Genomic DNA, 15227 nt, shown 5'->3' on the forward strand with positions numbered 1-15227 from the left:
GCGTGGATCGGCCAACCCGGTCGCGGGGCCGTACTTCAACCTGTCCTCGCCCGAGCCGACCGGCGTGGTGGCCGTGATCGCGCCCGCCGATCCGCTGCTCGGGCTGGTGTCCGTGGTGGCGCCCGTGATCGTGACGGGCAACACGTGCGTCGTCGTGGCGTCCGAGCGCCAGCCGCTCGTGTCGATCACGCTGGCGGAGGTCCTCGCCACGTCCGACCTGCCGGGTGGCGTCGTGAACGTCCTCACCGGGCACCAGGCCGAACTGGCGCCCTGGCTGGCGGCGCACATGGACGTCAACGCGCTCGACCTGACCGGGGTCGAGGACGCCGACCTGGCGCTGAACTGCGAGCAGGCGGCGGCCGAGAACCTCAAGCGCGTCCTGCGCCCGTCCCGCGAGGACTGGACGGCCGATCCCGGTACGGGCCGGATGACCCGGTTCCTGGAGACCAAGACCGTCTGGCATCCGGTCGGGATCTGAGCCGCACGTTCGTCAGCCGGCGAGCAGACCTCGGGCGCGCAGATCGGAGAGGATGTCGGAGGGCAACGTGGGGCAGTCGTACACGGTGACCTCCTTCAGTCCCGGCAGGTCGGCGACCGACCCGAGGTCGCTCAGCGCGGGGCAACCGTCGAGCGTCAGCGTGCGCAGGGAGGGCCTGGGGCCAGAGCTTGAGCAGGTTGTCGACGGCGGGCTCGGCGAACTCGGCGGCCAGCTCCAGGGCGTCGCCCTGACCCTCGAGCGCGAGCCGGCGGACGGCTTTCCAGGCGTCCTTGGGGGACGCCGACGCCGGCTTGGCGCGTAGGGCGGAGAGATCAACTGGTTGCATGCCACGGCACCTTAGGGGGTGGCACGGACAATCGGCACGGGAATCAGAAGGCGAATCCCGGCGGTCTCAGCGGTGGGTGGGCCGACTGGAGCTGGGCGGCCAGACCGAGGAGGTGGGGCTCCCCGCCGGGCGGGGCGACGATCTGGACGCCGATGGGCAACCCGCTGGAGTGCGTGGCCAGGGGGACGGTGATGGCGGGCCAGCCGCACATGTTCCAGGGGCCGGTCGCGGGGGCGTACCTGACGTTGGTCAGCGCGTTGCGGACGAAACCGCGCTCGCCCCAGCGCTCGGCCTTCGGCGGGATGGCGGCCAGGGCCGGCATGACCAGTACGTCCGCGTCGCCGAACCACTGGTCAGCCCCGTAGCCGCTCCAGCGTTCGCGGCCGCGTACGCCGTCCAGCTTGAGCGCGCCGAGCACCCTGCCGACACGGGCGAGCGCGAGGGTGCGGCGTTCGAGCCTGCGCCGGTCGAGGTCGCTCACCGAGGCCGCGGCCCTGGTGAGCCAGGTGGCGATCGTGGCCGGGCCGAGCCAGGCAGGAAGCCTGGCGCCGTGCTCGACCACCGTGTGCCCGGCCAGGCGCAGCGTCTCCGCCGCCCCGCGCACCGCGGCCTGGAACTCCCTGTCCATGGGCAGCCCGGCGGGCAGCGGCTGGGGCGCGTACGCCACCCGCAAGTCGAACGGCTCCGGGCTGTCCTGCGGCGGCTGCGGCTCCCAGATCTCGTCGTCGTCCGCCCAGACCGAGCGCAGCATGGACGGCCGGGGCTCGACGCGGCTGCCGCCACGCCACGCCTCGGCCAGCGCCGGGTCCGCGGCCAGCACGGACAGCGCCAGCGCCAGGTCGGACGCGGTCGTCGCGAAGGGGCCGTTCTCCGACAGCCGGTCCCAGTCGTCGGCGGGCCCCGGCACGAGCCCGGCGCCCGGCTTGATGGCCAGCACGCCGCAGCAGGCCGCCGGGATGCGGAGCGAGCCCATGCCGTCGTTGCCGAGCGCGATCGGCACCATGCCCGCCGCCACGGCCGCGGCGCTGCCCGACGACGACCCGCCTGCCGTGCGCGACGGGTTCCAGGGGTTGCGTACGATGCCGTACGCGCTGTCGCCGAACGCCGTCAGGCCCAGCTCGGGCATGTTCGTCAGGCCGACGACCACCGCGCCCGCCGCGCGCAGGCGGGCCACCGTCTCGTGGTCGTCCCGCGCGGGCGCGTCCGCCGTGGCCCCGGACCCGGCGCGGGTGGACTCGGCCGCGACCTCCACGTTGTCCTTCACCGCGACCGGCACGCCGGCGAGCGGCAGCTCCGCCAGGTCGCGCCGTTTCTGCAGGGCCTTCGACTCCTCCACGGCCTGCTCTCTGACCAGCCGGAACGCCCCTACCTTGGAATCCCGCTCCGAGATGGCGTGAAGGTGCTCCTCGACGACGGTCGTGGCCGTGACGTCCCCACGCCGGACGGCCGTCGCGATCTCGATAGCGGACCTGCCTGCCCACAACATGACTAGAGTCTGCATCCTGCTCGCCCGCCCCGATAGGGTCGGTACGCGTGAACGCGGGTGCGGCCCTGCTCGTGACGGACGAGGAGCTGCGGCTGGCGCAGCGGTACCTCGCCCGGCGTGGATTGTGGCAGGAACTGTCGGGGGCGGCCGGGGTCGCCGGGTACCGGCAGGTGCGGCGGGACTTCGACGGGCCAGTCGTGTGCATCGCCACGTCGAGCGGGTTCAAGGACGTGGGGGTGGGAGCCGAGCGGTTCCCCGTTCTGGAGAACCCGACCCTAGACGATCTTGCTCCAGACGCGTAGGGGGCCGATCGTGGTGAAGCCGTGCCGCACGGCGTCTTCCGGGTCGATCTCCCAGCCGACCAGGGAGCGGCCAGGGTAGAGGCCGGCCGCCATGGCCAGGGTGCCCTCCCACGGGGCGTCCCCGAACACGTTGGAGACGCCCACGACCTGCTCACGCGGGCTGAGCACGGAGCCGGAGACGATGGCGTCCCCTTCCCTGCCGCACAGGACCGTGACCTGGTCGAGGATCGCGGGCAGGAAGAGGCCCTTGATCTCGCCGTCGAAGCAGGCCTGCTCCCAGTCGCTCAGCGTGGCGGCGTCCTTGACCACCTCCCAGGCGATCGCGGGCTCGCGCCGCTCCGGTGGCTCGCGGTGGATCCACTGCGCCTCGAACAGCACCTCGAAGCCCGGCAGGTCGAGCATGGCGAAGCTGTCCTTGACCGACGCGCCCGGGCCGGCGTCGATGTGGCCGAGCACGTCGGCCGCCGTCGCCTCGGGAGAGAGGGTGACGGCGTCCGGGTAGAAGGGCGGGGTCCTGGTGGGGTTGGTCCAGGCCGGGGCGGTGAACGTGCCGGGCGAGCCGTGCGCGCGGCACATCGCGTCACACCACTCGGCGTTGTCGCGGGCGGCGGCCGTCACGTTCGTCATGGTCGTCTCTCTTTTGCCCGGCGGGTGGGTGGCGCGGTGAGCGGGTCCTCAGGCCAGGGGTGCTTGGGGTAGCGGCCGCGGAGCTCCGCGCGTACGGAACGGTAGCCGTCACGCCAGAACGACGCCAGGTCCGCGGTGACGGCCACCGGGCGGCCCGCCGGGGAGAGCAGGTGCACCAGGACGGGCACGCCGGAGATCTCGGGCGTCTCCTGCCAGCCGAACAGCTCCTGCAGCTTCACCGCCAGCACCGGCTGGTCGCCCAAATAGTCCACGCGGATGTGGGAGCCGCTCGGCACCTCGATGCGTTCGGGGGCGGCCTTCTCCAGGCGTTCGCTCCAGGGGATCAGGCGCTTCAGCGCCGCGGCCACGTCGATGCGTTCGAGATCGGCGCGGCGGCGGGCTCTGGACAGCTCCGGCTCCAGCCACTGGTCGGCCAGATCGATGAGCGCGTCCATCGAGGGCCAGGGGTCGCCGATGGCGCGGTGGCAGAATGCCAGACGGTCCTTCAGGTCTTTGGCCTGTTTCGTCCAGGTGAGGACGTCGGGCTCCGTGCGGAGCCCGTACAGGATGGCCTCGCGGACGTCGGCGCCCTTGAGCGGGGCGGCCGACAGCTCGATCGCGCCCAGCCGCTCGACCGTGCGGGCGAGCACGTCGCCCGCCCCCTTGCTCGCCCGGCGGGATTGCCAGGTGATCTCGTCCTCGGTGGTGGTGGGGTGGGCCAGCCTGGCGGTCTCCTCGTCGATCTCCACGGCCTGCCTGATGCGGGCCGACGCGGATCCCGCCGGTCTGTCGGCGATCGCGATGGCCAGCCATGGGGCGGTGTGCAGCTTGGAGCCCTCCGGGAGCTGGGCCTGGGTGCCGGAGGCCATGAGGTAGCCGCCGCCCCGCCTGCGCGCCACCCGCTCGGGAAACGCCAGCGCCACCGCCATGCCCGCCAGGGCGTCATCGGGCACATCGCGGCCGTTCGCGGAGGTCGCTCGCTGGAGGCGTCTGGTCTCCTGGCGCCAGCGGGCGGCGAAACCGGTGCCGCCGCGGCGGGCCGTGCGCCAGACCTCGACCAGGTCGTCGCTCGCGTCCCGGGGGAGCTGCTCCGACAGGAGGGCCACCACCTCGGCGGCTCGCGGGCCGAGGTCGAGCAGGGCCCTGGCCAGGCGGGGGTGTACGCCCGCGAGCGCCATCCGGCGGCCCCGGTCCGTCACCCGTGAGGCGCCGTCGAGTGCGCCGAGCGCCTCCAGGGTGCGGGTGGCGGCGGACATGGCGGCGGGCGGCGGCGGGTCCAGGAGGGCCAGGCCCGAGGCGTCGGGAGCGCCCCAGCAGGCCGCCTGCAACGCGAACCCCGTCAGGTCGGCGAGCGCGATCTCCGGGCGCGCGTGCTCGGCGAGGCGCTCGTGGTCGGCCGCCGACCAGCAGCGGTACACCGTGCCCTCCGCCTCGCGGCCGGCCCGGCCCGCGCGTTGGCCGGCCGAGGCCTTCGAGACCCTGACCGTGGTGAGGGAGCCGAGGCCACGGGCGTGGTCGGTACGCGGCTCGCGGGCCAGGCCGGAGTCGACCACGACCCGCACGCCCGGGACGGTCAGGCTCGACTCGGCGACCGACGTGGCCAGCACCACCCTGCGGGCTGTGCCCGGCGAGAGCACGGCGTCCTGGACGTGGGCCGGGGCCTGGCCGTGCACCTGGAGGACCTCGACACCGTCCAGCATTTTTGCGACCCTGGTGATCTCGCCCACGCCCGGGAGGAAGCACAGCACGTCGCCGTCCCGCTCCGCCAGCGCTCTGCGCACCACCGAGGCGACGTGGGACAGCAGGGCGGGATCGACGCGGAGGCCGTGCGGCGGGGCGACCGGGCGCGCGGGCGGGGCCCACACCGTCTCGACGGGGTACGTGGCGCCGGTGGCCGCGACAATGGGGCCGCCGAGCAGCCGGGACCAGGGCTCGGCGTCGGCGGTGGCGGAGGTGGCCAGCAGGCGCAGGTCCGGGCGGAGCGTGTCGCGAACGTCCATGAGGAACGCCAGCGCCGTGTCCGCGTCGAGGTGGCGCTCGTGGCACTCGTCGAGCATGACCGCGTCCACGCCGGCCAGCTCCTGGTCCCGCTGGAGGCGCTGGAGCAGGACGCCTGTCGTGACGACCTCGACCATGGGATTGGCGCCCGTGTGCCGCTCGCCCCTGATGGTGTAGCTCACGCCCATCCGCCGGGCCGCCGCGCGTACCGCCAGGCGCCGCGGCTCGGCCACCAGCACCCGCATGCCCGCCTCGGCCAAGGCCGGCGGCACGACCGTCGTCTTGCCCGTGCCGGGAGGGGCCGTGAGCACCGCGCTGCCGTGCCGGTCGAGCACGGCGAGCAGCTCGGGCAGTACGTGCCGGATGGGCAGCGAGTCGCGCCGCATCAACGCTGGGCGGGGACGCCGGGGCTCGGGATCCCGGCGGCAGAGAGGACCGAGTCGAGCAGGCCGGGGAAGCGGGACTCGAGGTCGTCGCGCCGCAGGCTCATGTACTTCAGCCGCCCCTCCTGCTTGGTGAGAACCACGCCGGACTCGCGCAGGGTGCGGTAGTGGTGCGAGGCGGTCGACTTGTGCACGCCGAGGTCGTCGCCCGCGACGCCGCAGGTCATCTCGCCTCTCAGGGCGAGACGTACGACGATCTCCAGGCGTACGGGGTCGGACAGCGCCCGCAGGACCTCCGTGAGCTGGATGTCCTCCGTTGCGGGGTGCGGCAGCAGGCGCATGTTGAAACCCTATCTCCGGTTTATTGTTTGACAACAATCCAACTATACGACAGTTTGATGCATGTCCAACTTTTGTGGCCTGCTGGAGGATCTATGAGCTCCCGGCTCTACCCGCTTGCTGTCGGAAATTTCGCGATCGGTACGGGCATGTTCGTGACCGCGGGGCTGTTAACGCCCATCTCGAAGGATCTGGGGATCTCGTCGTCGGCGGCCGGGCAGCTCATGACCGTGTTCGCGTTGGCGTACGCGGTGCTGTCGCCGGTCCTCGCCGCCCTGACCGCCCGCCTGTCGCGCAAGAACGTACTGCTGGTGGCCATGGGGGTGTTCGTCCTCGGCAACGTGCTGACCGCGCTGGCCCCGACGTACCCGCTGGTGATGGCCACCCGGGTGATCTCGGCGGCGGGCGCGGCGATGTTCACGCCGACCGCCTCGGGCGTGGCGAACACGCTGACCGAGCCCGAGCGCCGCGGGCGCGCGCTCGCGCTGGTGATGGGCGGGCTGACCGTGTCATCCGCGATCGGCGTGCCGCTGGGCACCTGGCTGGGCACGGCCTCCGGCTGGCGGGCCACGCTCTGGATGGTGGTGGTGCTGGGTGTGATCGGGTTCATCGGTGTCGCGGCCGTGGTGCCCGCGGTGCGGATCCCGGCGTCGGGGCGGCTCCGGGAGCGGTTCGCGCCGCTGGGCGACCGGCGGGTGCTGGCGGTGCTGACGACGCAGCTGCTGATGTTCGCGGCCGGGTTCACCGCGTACACCTACATCGGGTCGCTGTTCGACCTGCCGCTGCCGGCGGTGCTGTGGGCGTGGGGGCTCGGTGGCATCGTGGGCAACCAGCTCGGCGGGCGCTTCACCGACCTGTACGGGCCGCGCAGGATGATCGTGCTCGGCCTGGCCGCGAGCACCGTGTTCCTGGCTCTCATCCCCGTCGCGAACCTCGCCCTGCCTGTCGCCCTGCTGTGGGCGTTCCTGTGGGGCGCGCTCGGCTGGCTGGTGGCCCCGGCCCAGCAGTTCAGGACGGTCGCCGCCGTGCCCGGCAATGTGCCGATCGGCCTGGGACTGCTGTCGTCCGCGCAGTACATCGGGCTCTTCGTGGCCGGGCTGGCCGGCGGGGCCGCGCTCGACTGGTACGGCCGGGTGGGCGTGGTCGTGCTGTCCACCGTGCTCGGGCTGGTGGGGCTGCTGTTCACGCTGGCGACCTATCGCCCGGCGGCGATCTCCCCCAAGGAGAGCGTGCCTGCCGGGTAGTGCGGCACGATCTTCTCCGCCGCTCAGGTGACGTCCAGTCGATCCGCAGGCGGACGACGACCGGTGATCCCGGCGCCTACCGTCGCACCCATGTTGAACAACCAGGTGACATTCCGGCGCGTCGCTGCAGGCGTGCTGCTCGTCGTGGCCCCGCTGCTCCAGGCCGTCGCCGTCGTCGTCGACCCCGGCACTTGGGGCGACGACAGGGAGGCGGTCAGCTACGGGGACAACCCCGCGCTCGCGCAGACCGAATCGGCGCTCTACCACTGGAGCTGGCTGCTGATGGCCATCGCGGCCCTGGGCCTGGTCCACCTCACCAGGCGCAGGGCCACCAGGCTCGGCCACGTCGCGGGCGCCGCGACGGTGGTCGGCTACATCTCCACCTCGGCCCTGCTGATGATCGACCCCGTCGAGTGGTGGCTGGGCCGGCACAACCCGCCGGAGCAGGCGCAGAAGATCCTCGACGAGATGCTGAACCTGCCCGGAGTCATCTTCGGCTTCCAGATGCCGTGGATGTTCTTCGCGATCCTCGGCCTGCCGCTGCTGACCGTGGCCGTGTGGCGGACGGGCTTCGTCGGGTGGTGGGTGCCGCTGCTCGTCTTCGTCGGCTACGTCGTCTCGTTCCCGATCCCGTACGGGCCGGTGACCGTGCTGTTCTGGATCCTGCCCGTCGTCGGGCTGGGCTGGACCGGGCTCAAGATCCTGCGCATGGGCGACGAGGCGTGGGCGGCCTACTACCCCGCCCACGAGAGGGTCGCCGTGTCAGCCTAGGGTCGGAATCCAGCCCGCGCTGACCGCGAGGATGACGAAGAAGCCGAGGATGATCCGGTAGATGACGAAGCCGGTGAAGCGGTGGTGGCTGATGTAGCGCAGGAACCAGGCCACGGCCGCGTAGCCGACGATGAACGAGATGATCGTGGCCAGGATCGTGGGCCCCCAGGCGGGAGCGGGGCCCTCGCCGATCTTGGACAGCTCCAGCAGGCCCGACGACAGCACGGCCGGGATGGCCAGCAGGAACGAGTATTTCGCCGCGTCCTCGCGCCGGTAGTCGAGCAGCAGGCCCGCGGTGATGGTGCCGCCGGAGCGGGACACGCCGGGGATGAGGGCGAGCGCCTGGGCGAAGCCGTACACGAGGGCGTGAGCGAAGCTCAGGTGCTTTTCGAGCGTCAGCTTGTTGCGGGCGGTGCGGTCGGCGAACCACAGGATGCAGCCGAACACGATCAGCGTCGTGCCCACCAGGCGCAGGTCGCGGAAGACCGTCTCGATCTGGTCCTTGAACACCACGCCGAGCACGCCGATGGGCAGCGAGCCGACGATGACGTACCAGCCCATGCGGGCGGCCCAGTGGGTACGCAGCTCCTTGACGAACAGAGAGCGGACCCAGGTGGAGATGATCTCCCAGATCTCCTGGCGGAAGTAGATCAGCACGGCCGCCTCCGTGCCGAGCTGGATCACCGCCGTGAACGCCGCCCCCGGGTCCTGCCAGCCGGCGAAAGCGGAGACCACCCGGATGTGGGCGCTGGAGGAGATCGGCAGGAACTCTGTGAGCCCCTGAACCAGCCCCAGAACCACCGCTTCAAGCCAGCCGATCACGACGACACCTTCCGAGGACGCGGCACTGACGAGGTGAGGCTAGCGGATACGGGGGCGGTAGGGGTCCGCTAGGCCTGCCACACCGCGGCATTGGCGGCGGCGTACTCGGCGAAGTCGCGGGCCGGGCGGCCGAGGGCCTGTCGCACGCCGTCCACGACGTGGGCGTTGCGGCCGTCCAGGATGCCGGTGAACAGCGCGGCCAGGCCCTCGGCCTCCTCCCGCGGCATCCCCTGCGCGGTGGCCCCGGCCACGTACTCCTCCGGCGTCACCCGCACGAACGAGATCGGCCTGCCGGTGGCCTCGGACAGTTCGCTCGCCACTTGCGCGAATGTGAGCAGTCTGGGCCCGGTCAGCTCGTACAGCTTGCCGACGTGTCCGTCCTGGCTGAGCGCGGCGGCGGCCACGTCGGCGATGTCCTCCACGTCCACGAACGGCTCGGGCACGTCGGCGGCCGGGAGCGCGATGACGCCCTGGAGCACCGGATCGAGGAGGAAGCTCTCGCTGAAGTTCTGCATGAACCAGCTGCAGCGGACCACCGTCCACTCGGCGCCGGACTCCTGGACGGTGCGCTCGCTGGCCTGCGCCTCCGGCTCGCCCCTCCCGGACAGCAGGACCAGCCGCCGCACGCCACCGCTCACGGCCAGCTCCGTGAACGCCTTGATGTCGTCGTACGCGCCGGGGAAGGCGAGGTCGGGATAGTAGGAGAGATAGACGGCCGTCACGCCGTCGAGGGCCTTCGGCCACGTGGCGCGGTCCTGCCAGTCGAAGAGCGGTCGTGACCCGATCCGCACGGGCAGGTCGAGAGCGGTGAGTCGGTCAGCCACACGGCGGCCGGTCTTGCCCGTGCCGCCAAGCACCAGAATCGTCATATATCTAGTAAGTCGCCATACCCATAAGACTCTCCATGGTTGAGAAGCGCATTCGCATATGCGATCGTCTAGCCCATGGACCACCTCGCGGCGCTACTCGACGGCCCGCGAGCCCGCGGCGCCTTCCTGCTCCGGTCGATCCTTGATCCGCCCTGGTCGCTGCGGATCCAGGACGAGGCCCCGCTGTCGGTGATCGCGCAGGTGGGCGGGGAGTCGTGGATCGTGCTCGACGGCGCCGACCCCGTACGCCTCGCGCCGGGGGAGGTCGCGATCAGCCGGGGGCCGGAGCCGTACACGGTGGCCTCGGATCCGGACATCGCGCCGCAGATCATCATCGACCCCGGCCAGCACTGCACGACGCCCGACGGTCAGTCGCTCCACCAGGCGATGGACCTGGGAGTGCGTACGTGGGGCAACGACCCCGACGGGAGCACGGTGCTGCTCACCGGCACGTACAACCTGGAGGGAGAGGTCAGCAGGCGGCTGCTCGAGGCGCTGCCGCCGCTGCTCACGCAGCCGGGCGACCCGATCATCTCGTGGCTCGGCGCCGAGATCGTCAAGGACGAGCCGGGGCAGGAAGCGGTCCTCGACCGGCTGCTCGACCTGCTGCTCATCGCGGTGCTGCGCTCGTGGTTCGCCACTCACTCGAATGAGGCGCCCGGCTGGTACCGCGCGATGAGCGACCCGGTGGTGGGCAAGGCCATGCGCCTGATGCAGCACAATCCGGCCCACCCGTGGACGGTCGCCGCGCTGGCCGCCGAGGTGGGCGTCTCCAGGGCGTCGCTGGCCAGGCGCTTCACCGAGCTGGTGGGCGAACCGCCGATGGCCTTCCTCACGGACTGGCGCCTGGCGCTCGCCGCCGACCTGCTGCGCGAGCCGGACGCGACGATCGGGTCGGTGGCCAGGAAGGTGGGGTACGGGAGCCCGTTCGCGCTCAGCGCGGCCTTCAAGCGCGTACGGGGGATCAGCCCGCAGGAGTATCGAGCCGGATGAAACCTCTCCTCCTGCTGGACGTGGACGGGGTGCTCAACCCGATGGGACGGCCCACCCCCGACTTCAGGCGCTACCGGTGCACGATCGACGGCGAGGTCTACATCGTGAACCTCAACCCGAGACACGGCCGCCGGCTGCTCGAGCTGGCCCTGTCGACCGGCTCGGAGCTGGTCTGGGCGACGACGTGGGAGCAGCACGCCAACGAGTGGATCGCGCCCAGGATCGGCCTGCCCTCGCTCCCCGTCATCTCCATGAACCCGGACGTGCCGTCCGAGCACGGGGAGATGTTCAAGACGCCGCACGTGGCCGCGTACGCGGGGCGGCGGCCGTTCGTCTGGTTCGACGACCAGGTGTGGGCGGAGGACGAGGAGTATCTCAGGGTGCATCAGGGTCTGGATGATTTCCTCCTCATCCACGTGGACCCCAGAACAGGACTGACCAGCCGGCATCTGGGCATGGCGCATGAGTGGCTGACCCTTACAGGGTTTTCTCAGGGTTCCTGACGGGAGTCCGTGGGCCTGGCTGTCCGTTTCACAGGTAGGTGTCACACACGGAGGAAACATCATGTACCGCTCACGAGAGCACAGGATTCTGGCCGGGGTCTGCGGCGGTCTCGCCGACAAGCTGGGCATGCCGCCCACCCTCGTCCGCATCCTCTGGCTGCTGCTGTCGCTCATCCCGGGGCCGTTGTGGGTCGTCTACGTCGCCATGTGGATCCTCATCCCGGAGGAGCCGAGGGGCTACCGTACGGCGGCGTAGCGTGCGCGGTGGGGGCGCCGACGGGCCGCCCGCCAGTGGGATCGGCGGACGGCCTGCTCGGGTTGATCGCTAGCTGCCGGCGGGCGGGGCAGGTCCGTCTGGGATCCCGAGTTCGGGCTGGTCGGGATGCGGCTTATCCTCGAAGGATGAGGGCAAGGCCGCTGACACTCATTCAGGACGATCTCGTCGATTACGACACGGCGATGGAGCGCATGACCGACATGGTCGGCCAGCGCCAGCAGGACGCGCGGCCGGACACGTTGTGGTTGCTCAGTCACCCGTCCGTCTACACGATCGGGCGCCGCACGCCGATGGCCCACCTGCCCGACCCCTCCCGGGGCATCCCCGTCATGGAGACCGGGCGTGGCGGCCAGCTCACCTACCACGGGCCTGGCCAGCTCGTCGGCTACCTCATCGTCAAGCTCGCCGAGGACCAGGGCATCGTCGACTACGTGCGCGAGGTGGAGCTGCGGCTGGTCGAGGCGCTGGGCAAGCTGGGGCTGCCGGCGGAGCGCCGCGACACGCCGCCGGGCTCTGAGCTGCTGACCGGCGTCTGGACGACCGAGACCGGCCGAAAGATCATCTCGATCGGCATGCGGCAGAGCAGGGGGGTCACGAGCCACGGGTTCGCGCTCAACGTGGACGGCGACCTGTCGCCCTGGGACTGGGCTATCGCCTGCGGGATGCCCGACGTGGACATGACTTCGCTCAAGCGCGAGCTGGGCTCGGCCTCGATGGACGAGGTCCGCACGGCCGTGGCCGCCGCCTTCGAGGCGTCCTGACCGCCGTCCGGCCCTTCAGCTGCGCGGGAAGACCTGCACGTCGGCGTCATGTCCGCCGCCGTTGAGCTTGCCTTCGCAGGTGTAGAGCGGTGCCTCGAGCGCTTCGGCGAGTGCGAGATAGGAGGCGTCGTGGGCGGTGTAATTGTGGCGCAACTCCCAGATGCGCTCCGCGATGCCCTTGATCTCGTAACGGGCGATCTTCAGTGCGAGATAATCGGCTCGTGCCTGCTCTGCCCCGGATGCGCTGAGCTTGCCGCCGAGCACCAGACCTCGCAGGGTCGAGAGAACCTCGACATCGAGCAAGTGAGGGGCGTGGACGCTTGCCTGGAGGGCGTCGATGAGCTCGGCATCCGCCTCGCGCCCCGTCAAAGCCTCGACCATGGCGGACGAGTCGATGATGATCACCGTCTGCCCTCATGGATGGCGTCGAGGATGTCAGCGGTAGACGGCCCCTGGGAGCGATCGCGGGACTTGAGCCGCTTGACTATTTCGGCATTGGTCGGCCTGGCGGCGATATCTGCTAGCTCCCTCGCGACGTAAGCCGAAAGGGACATGCCAGCTTCGGCCGCGCGCTCCTTCAACGACTCGGCGACCGGCTCTGGGACATCGCGGATGTAGAGCGTTGCCATGGGAAAATGCTAGCAGGTTGCTAGCAGGTGGGTACGGCTTGCGTCAGCCGTACCCACGTGAGGGTCAGGAGACCGGGACCTCGTCGACGGTGCGGCGGGGGCCCGTGAACCAGTGCTTGGCCGACAGCGTCCACCACAGGGCGATGCCGATCAGCACGACTCCGACCGCGATCGGGGCGTAGTTGACCGAGGTCCAGGTGAAGTCCTTGTTGCCGGGCACCCCGGCGGGCGAGAACGGCATGATGAAGTAGATCGAGACGACGACGATCTCGACGCAGGCGATCCAGCAGAGTGCCTTGTACTTCCTGCCGAGCGTCCACGGGCCCGGCTTGAAGGCGTCGCCCGTGCGGAGCCGGAGCCAGATCGGGATGAGGAAGGCCAGGTAGAGGCCGACCACCGCGATCGACACGACGGCGTAGAACGCGACCGGGGTGGTCGAGCCGGCCGGGGCGTAGAGGGCGGGAAGGCTGATCAGGGCGGCCACGACGCAGCCGGCGATGATCGCGTTGACCGGGGTGCGGTTGCGGTCCACCTTCGACCACAGTCGCCAGCCGGGCACGCCGCCGTCGCGGGAGAACGCGTACGTCATGCGCGACATCGACGTCACGCAGCTCATCCCGCAGAAGAACTGGCCGATCGTGGAGATCGCGAAGACCGCCGTGGCCAGCGGGGCCGAGAGCGCGGTCTCGAAGATGGCCCCTACAAAACCGGACTGCTTGTTGATCTCGTCCACGTTCGTGGCCGCGAACAGGAACGACAGCAGCAGGATCCAGCCGCCGATCGCCGAGTAGAAGATCGACTGCCACAGCCCGCGGGCGGCGGTCCTGGCCGCCCCCTGGGTCTCCTCCGACACGTGCGCGCACGCGTCGAAGCCGGTGATCGTGTACTGGGTGAGCAGGAAGCCGAGCGGAAGCACGTACAGCCAGAACGGCACCCCGTCGGTGCCGGAGCCGAAGCCGGAGTTGTTGTTCGTGCCACCGAAGACGAAGCCCAGCGACTGGTGGTGGTCGGGCGCGAAGATCAGGATCGCGACCACGATCGCGGCGCCCGCGACGTGCCACCAGACCGAGACGTTCTGCAGCAACGAGATGAGCTTGTGGCTGTAGATGTTGATCAACGCGTGGGCCACGAGGATGATCACGAACAGCAGGAACGCCTGCGGCAGCGTGGCTTTCCACGCGCCGTCGGTGAGCAGTTTGAGGGTCGTGTTGAGGAAAGTGGCGCAGCCGTAGTCCACCGACGCGGTGACGGCGATGAGGCCGATCAGGTTGAGCCACCCGGTGAACCAGCCGTGGATCGGCTTGCCCAGCGTGGCGGCCCACCAGTAGATGCCGCCCGCCGTCGGGTACGCCGACACCAGCTCCGACATGCAGAAACCGATGATCAAGATGAACGCGGAGATCAACGGCCAGCCCCAGGAGATGGCGATCGGGCCGCCGTAGTTCCAGGCTTGTCCGAAGGTGGTGAAGCAGCCGGCGAGGATGGAGATGATCGAGAAGGAGATGGCGAAGTTCGAGAAACCGCTCCAGGTGCGGGCCAGCTCCTGCTTGTAACCGAGCTCGGCGAGTCGCCTGGAATCCTCTTCAGTGGTCATTGAGGTCTCCCTGGGGGGTGCGGAGGACGCTCCATTTGGACTACATCTAGACCATTTCCCTCTCGAGGACAAGGCGTTACAGGTGGGTTTCGGGCTCGTCAGGCAGCTTGGCCAACTTTGAGGGTGATCTTTCCGGCGACGGAGCGGTCGAGCTGGGCGGCCTTCGCGCCCTCGAGGTCTCCCCATGAGCCGTGCCAGCCGATTTCGACGGACAGTTCGCCGGTGGCCACGAGGGCGAGGAGTTGGGCCAGGTCCGCGGCGGGGGCCGCCACGTCGCCGAACGAGTTGAGCGACTTGGCCGGGCCCAGGGAGAAGGTCGAGTTCGGGGGGAAGGCGGCGGACTGTTCTGACGCCCAGCCGATGCTCTGAAGGTTGCCGCCGGGCTTCAACAGGGACCATGCGGTGACAAGCGTCGGACCGCCGACCGTCTCGATCGCGATGTCGACCGGTTCGACGCCGTCGAGCCCCACGACCACCTCGACGGTGGCGGAGCCGGCCGCCGGCGTCTCGGTCAGGCGGCGGGCGCGTTCCGGCCTGCTGACGGAGGCGATGACGTGCGCACCCGACCGCCGGGCCAGCTGTACGGCCAGCCGCCCCACCGCGCCCGACGCCCCGGTGACCAGAACGCGGGAGCCCAGCGCGGGCCCTGCGGCCCGGAGCGAGCGCAGCGCCGTGAGGCCGGTCATCGGGAGCGCGGCCGCCCGCACGAGATCCACTTGTTCGGGCACCACGGCGATCGAGTCCGTGCCGAACGCCGCCCGCTCGGCCCATGCCCCCGCACCGAACGCCGCCACCCTCGCGCCCA

19 protein-coding genes are annotated in these 15227 nt (G+C 70.7%); 9 read left to right on the forward strand and 10 right to left on the reverse strand.

The window, feature by feature from the left end; translation table 11 throughout:
- Both AB0J09_RS35240 and AB0J09_RS35245 read left to right on the forward strand, forming a co-directional pair.
- The coding region (locus AB0J09_RS35240; RefSeq protein WP_360700508.1) for an aldehyde dehydrogenase family protein at positions 1-478 on the forward strand (478 nt) is incomplete at its 5' end.
- A 52-nt stretch (positions 479-530) separates the two neighbouring features.
- Positions 531-800: a hypothetical protein gene (locus AB0J09_RS35245; RefSeq protein ID WP_360700511.1), complete on the forward strand. Its 270-nt coding sequence runs from the start codon at positions 531-533 to the stop codon at positions 798-800.
- Positions 801-867: 67 nt separating this feature from the next.
- Here the strand turns inward: AB0J09_RS35245 and AB0J09_RS35250 are convergent, their stop codons facing one another.
- The gene (locus AB0J09_RS35250; protein ID WP_360700514.1) at positions 868-2310 is read right to left on the reverse strand and encodes an amidase; all 1443 of its coding nucleotides are present in this window, start codon (positions 2308-2310) and stop codon (positions 868-870) included.
- A 47-nt stretch (positions 2311-2357) separates the two neighbouring features.
- Here AB0J09_RS35250 and AB0J09_RS35255 point away from each other — a divergent pair, with 47 nt between their 5' ends.
- A complete protein-coding gene (locus AB0J09_RS35255) occupies positions 2358-2612 on the forward strand; it encodes a hypothetical protein (protein ID WP_360700517.1) in 255 nt (84 codons plus the stop codon).
- On the opposite strand, the gene AB0J09_RS35260 is transcribed toward AB0J09_RS35255, so the two are convergent.
- From AB0J09_RS35260 to AB0J09_RS35270, 3 genes are read right to left on the reverse strand one after another with little or no spacing between them, the layout of a single operon-like run.
- A complete protein-coding gene (locus AB0J09_RS35260) occupies positions 2586-3239 on the reverse strand; it encodes a hypothetical protein (protein ID WP_360700520.1) in 654 nt (217 codons plus the stop codon). The genes AB0J09_RS35255 and AB0J09_RS35260 overlap by 27 nt on opposite strands.
- Entirely contained in the window at positions 3236-5623 is a 2388-nt protein-coding gene (gene hrpB / locus AB0J09_RS35265; RefSeq protein ID WP_360700522.1) for an ATP-dependent helicase HrpB, read from the reverse strand. Before hrpB ends, AB0J09_RS35260 begins: the two co-directional genes overlap by 4 nt.
- Positions 5623-5961, reverse strand: a complete 339-nt coding sequence (locus AB0J09_RS35270; protein ID WP_360700525.1) for a helix-turn-helix transcriptional regulator — start codon at positions 5959-5961, stop codon at positions 5623-5625. The genes hrpB and AB0J09_RS35270 overlap by 1 nt, the downstream gene beginning before the upstream one ends.
- Before the next feature lie 93 nt (positions 5962-6054).
- Here AB0J09_RS35270 and AB0J09_RS35275 point away from each other — a divergent pair, with 93 nt between their 5' ends.
- A complete protein-coding gene (locus tag AB0J09_RS35275) occupies positions 6055-7203 on the forward strand; it encodes an MFS transporter (protein ID WP_360700528.1) in 1149 nt (382 codons plus the stop codon).
- Positions 7204-7293: 90 nt separating this feature from the next.
- Positions 7294-7974: a hypothetical protein gene (locus tag AB0J09_RS35280; protein ID WP_360700530.1), complete on the forward strand. Its 681-nt coding sequence runs from the start codon at positions 7294-7296 to the stop codon at positions 7972-7974.
- On the opposite strand, the gene AB0J09_RS35285 is transcribed toward AB0J09_RS35280, so the two are convergent.
- Positions 7966-8796, reverse strand: a complete 831-nt coding sequence (locus tag AB0J09_RS35285) for an undecaprenyl-diphosphate phosphatase (protein WP_360700533.1) — start codon at positions 8794-8796, stop codon at positions 7966-7968. The genes AB0J09_RS35280 and AB0J09_RS35285 overlap by 9 nt on opposite strands.
- Positions 8797-8864: 68 nt before the next feature.
- Positions 8865-9665 carry an NmrA family NAD(P)-binding protein gene (locus tag AB0J09_RS35290; protein ID WP_360700535.1) on the reverse strand — a complete coding sequence of 267 codons (801 nt, stop codon included), beginning with the start codon at positions 9663-9665 and terminating at the stop codon, positions 8865-8867.
- A gap of 75 nt (positions 9666-9740) precedes the next feature.
- Between AB0J09_RS35290 and AB0J09_RS35295 the strand changes: the two genes are divergently transcribed.
- The 4 genes from AB0J09_RS35295 to lipB all read left to right on the forward strand — a co-directional run bounded on the left by AB0J09_RS35295 (position 9741) and on the right by lipB (position 12199).
- The gene (locus AB0J09_RS35295; protein WP_360700537.1) at positions 9741-10658 is read left to right on the forward strand and encodes an AraC family transcriptional regulator; all 918 of its coding nucleotides are present in this window, start codon (positions 9741-9743) and stop codon (positions 10656-10658) included.
- Positions 10655-11161 (forward strand): HAD domain-containing protein, encoded by a 507-nt coding sequence (locus tag AB0J09_RS35300; RefSeq protein WP_360700540.1) that lies wholly within the window; start codon positions 10655-10657, stop codon positions 11159-11161. The genes AB0J09_RS35295 and AB0J09_RS35300 overlap by 4 nt, the downstream gene beginning before the upstream one ends.
- A gap of 61 nt (positions 11162-11222) precedes the next feature.
- A complete protein-coding gene (locus tag AB0J09_RS35305) occupies positions 11223-11417 on the forward strand; it encodes a PspC domain-containing protein (RefSeq protein ID WP_360700543.1) in 195 nt (64 codons plus the stop codon).
- A gap of 146 nt (positions 11418-11563) precedes the next feature.
- Entirely contained in the window at positions 11564-12199 is a 636-nt protein-coding gene (gene lipB, locus AB0J09_RS35310) for a lipoyl(octanoyl) transferase LipB (RefSeq protein ID WP_360700546.1), read from the forward strand.
- Between the two features lie 15 nt (positions 12200-12214).
- On the opposite strand, the gene AB0J09_RS35315 is transcribed toward lipB, so the two are convergent.
- The 4 genes from AB0J09_RS35315 to AB0J09_RS35330 form a co-directional block, all read right to left on the reverse strand.
- Positions 12215-12604, reverse strand: coding sequence for a type II toxin-antitoxin system VapC family toxin (locus AB0J09_RS35315; protein WP_360700549.1), 390 nt, complete (start codon positions 12602-12604; stop codon positions 12215-12217).
- Positions 12601-12828 (reverse strand): antitoxin, encoded by a 228-nt coding sequence (locus tag AB0J09_RS35320; protein ID WP_360700552.1) that lies wholly within the window; start codon positions 12826-12828, stop codon positions 12601-12603. Before AB0J09_RS35320 ends, AB0J09_RS35315 begins: the two co-directional genes overlap by 4 nt.
- Before the next feature lie 64 nt (positions 12829-12892).
- Complete coding sequence (locus tag AB0J09_RS35325) at positions 12893-14422, reverse strand: amino acid permease (protein WP_360700555.1); 1530 nt, start codon at positions 14420-14422, stop codon at positions 12893-12895.
- Positions 14423-14520: 98 nt separating this feature from the next.
- Positions 14521-15227: zinc-binding dehydrogenase (locus tag AB0J09_RS35330; protein WP_360700558.1), on the reverse strand; the 707-nt coding region annotated here is incomplete at its 5' end.

This window comes from Nonomuraea sp. NPDC049784 (genome assembly GCF_040659615.1).
GTDB lineage: Bacteria > Actinomycetota > Actinomycetes > Streptosporangiales > Streptosporangiaceae > Nonomuraea.

Excerpts from the sequence above, each read along its gene's own strand:
- AB0J09_RS35245 (WP_360700511.1), top strand. The coding sequence starts at position 531 with ATGTCGGAGGGCAACGTGGGGCAGTCGTACACGGTGACCTCCTTCAGT.
- AB0J09_RS35250 (WP_360700514.1), bottom strand. The coding sequence starts at position 2,310 with ATGTTGTGGGCAGGCAGGTCCGCTATCGAGATCGCGACGGCCGTCCGG.
- AB0J09_RS35260 (WP_360700520.1), bottom strand. The coding sequence starts at position 3,239 with ATGACGAACGTGACGGCCGCCGCCCGCGACAACGCCGAGTGGTGTGAC.
- hrpB (WP_360700522.1), bottom strand. The coding sequence starts at position 5,623 with ATGCGGCGCGACTCGCTGCCCATCCGGCACGTACTGCCCGAGCTGCTC.
- AB0J09_RS35270 (WP_360700525.1), bottom strand. The coding sequence starts at position 5,961 with ATGCGCCTGCTGCCGCACCCCGCAACGGAGGACATCCAGCTCACGGAG.
- AB0J09_RS35275 (WP_360700528.1), top strand. The coding sequence starts at position 6,055 with ATGAGCTCCCGGCTCTACCCGCTTGCTGTCGGAAATTTCGCGATCGGT.
- AB0J09_RS35280 (WP_360700530.1), top strand. The coding sequence starts at position 7,294 with ATGTTGAACAACCAGGTGACATTCCGGCGCGTCGCTGCAGGCGTGCTG.
- AB0J09_RS35290 (WP_360700535.1), bottom strand. The coding sequence starts at position 9,665 with ATGACGATTCTGGTGCTTGGCGGCACGGGCAAGACCGGCCGCCGTGTG.
- AB0J09_RS35295 (WP_360700537.1), top strand. The coding sequence starts at position 9,741 with ATGGACCACCTCGCGGCGCTACTCGACGGCCCGCGAGCCCGCGGCGCC.
- AB0J09_RS35300 (WP_360700540.1), top strand. The coding sequence starts at position 10,655 with ATGAAACCTCTCCTCCTGCTGGACGTGGACGGGGTGCTCAACCCGATG.
- AB0J09_RS35305 (WP_360700543.1), top strand. The coding sequence starts at position 11,223 with ATGTACCGCTCACGAGAGCACAGGATTCTGGCCGGGGTCTGCGGCGGT.
- lipB (WP_360700546.1), top strand. The coding sequence starts at position 11,564 with ATGAGGGCAAGGCCGCTGACACTCATTCAGGACGATCTCGTCGATTAC.
- AB0J09_RS35320 (WP_360700552.1), bottom strand. The coding sequence starts at position 12,828 with ATGGCAACGCTCTACATCCGCGATGTCCCAGAGCCGGTCGCCGAGTCG.
- AB0J09_RS35325 (WP_360700555.1), bottom strand. The coding sequence starts at position 14,422 with ATGACCACTGAAGAGGATTCCAGGCGACTCGCCGAGCTCGGTTACAAG.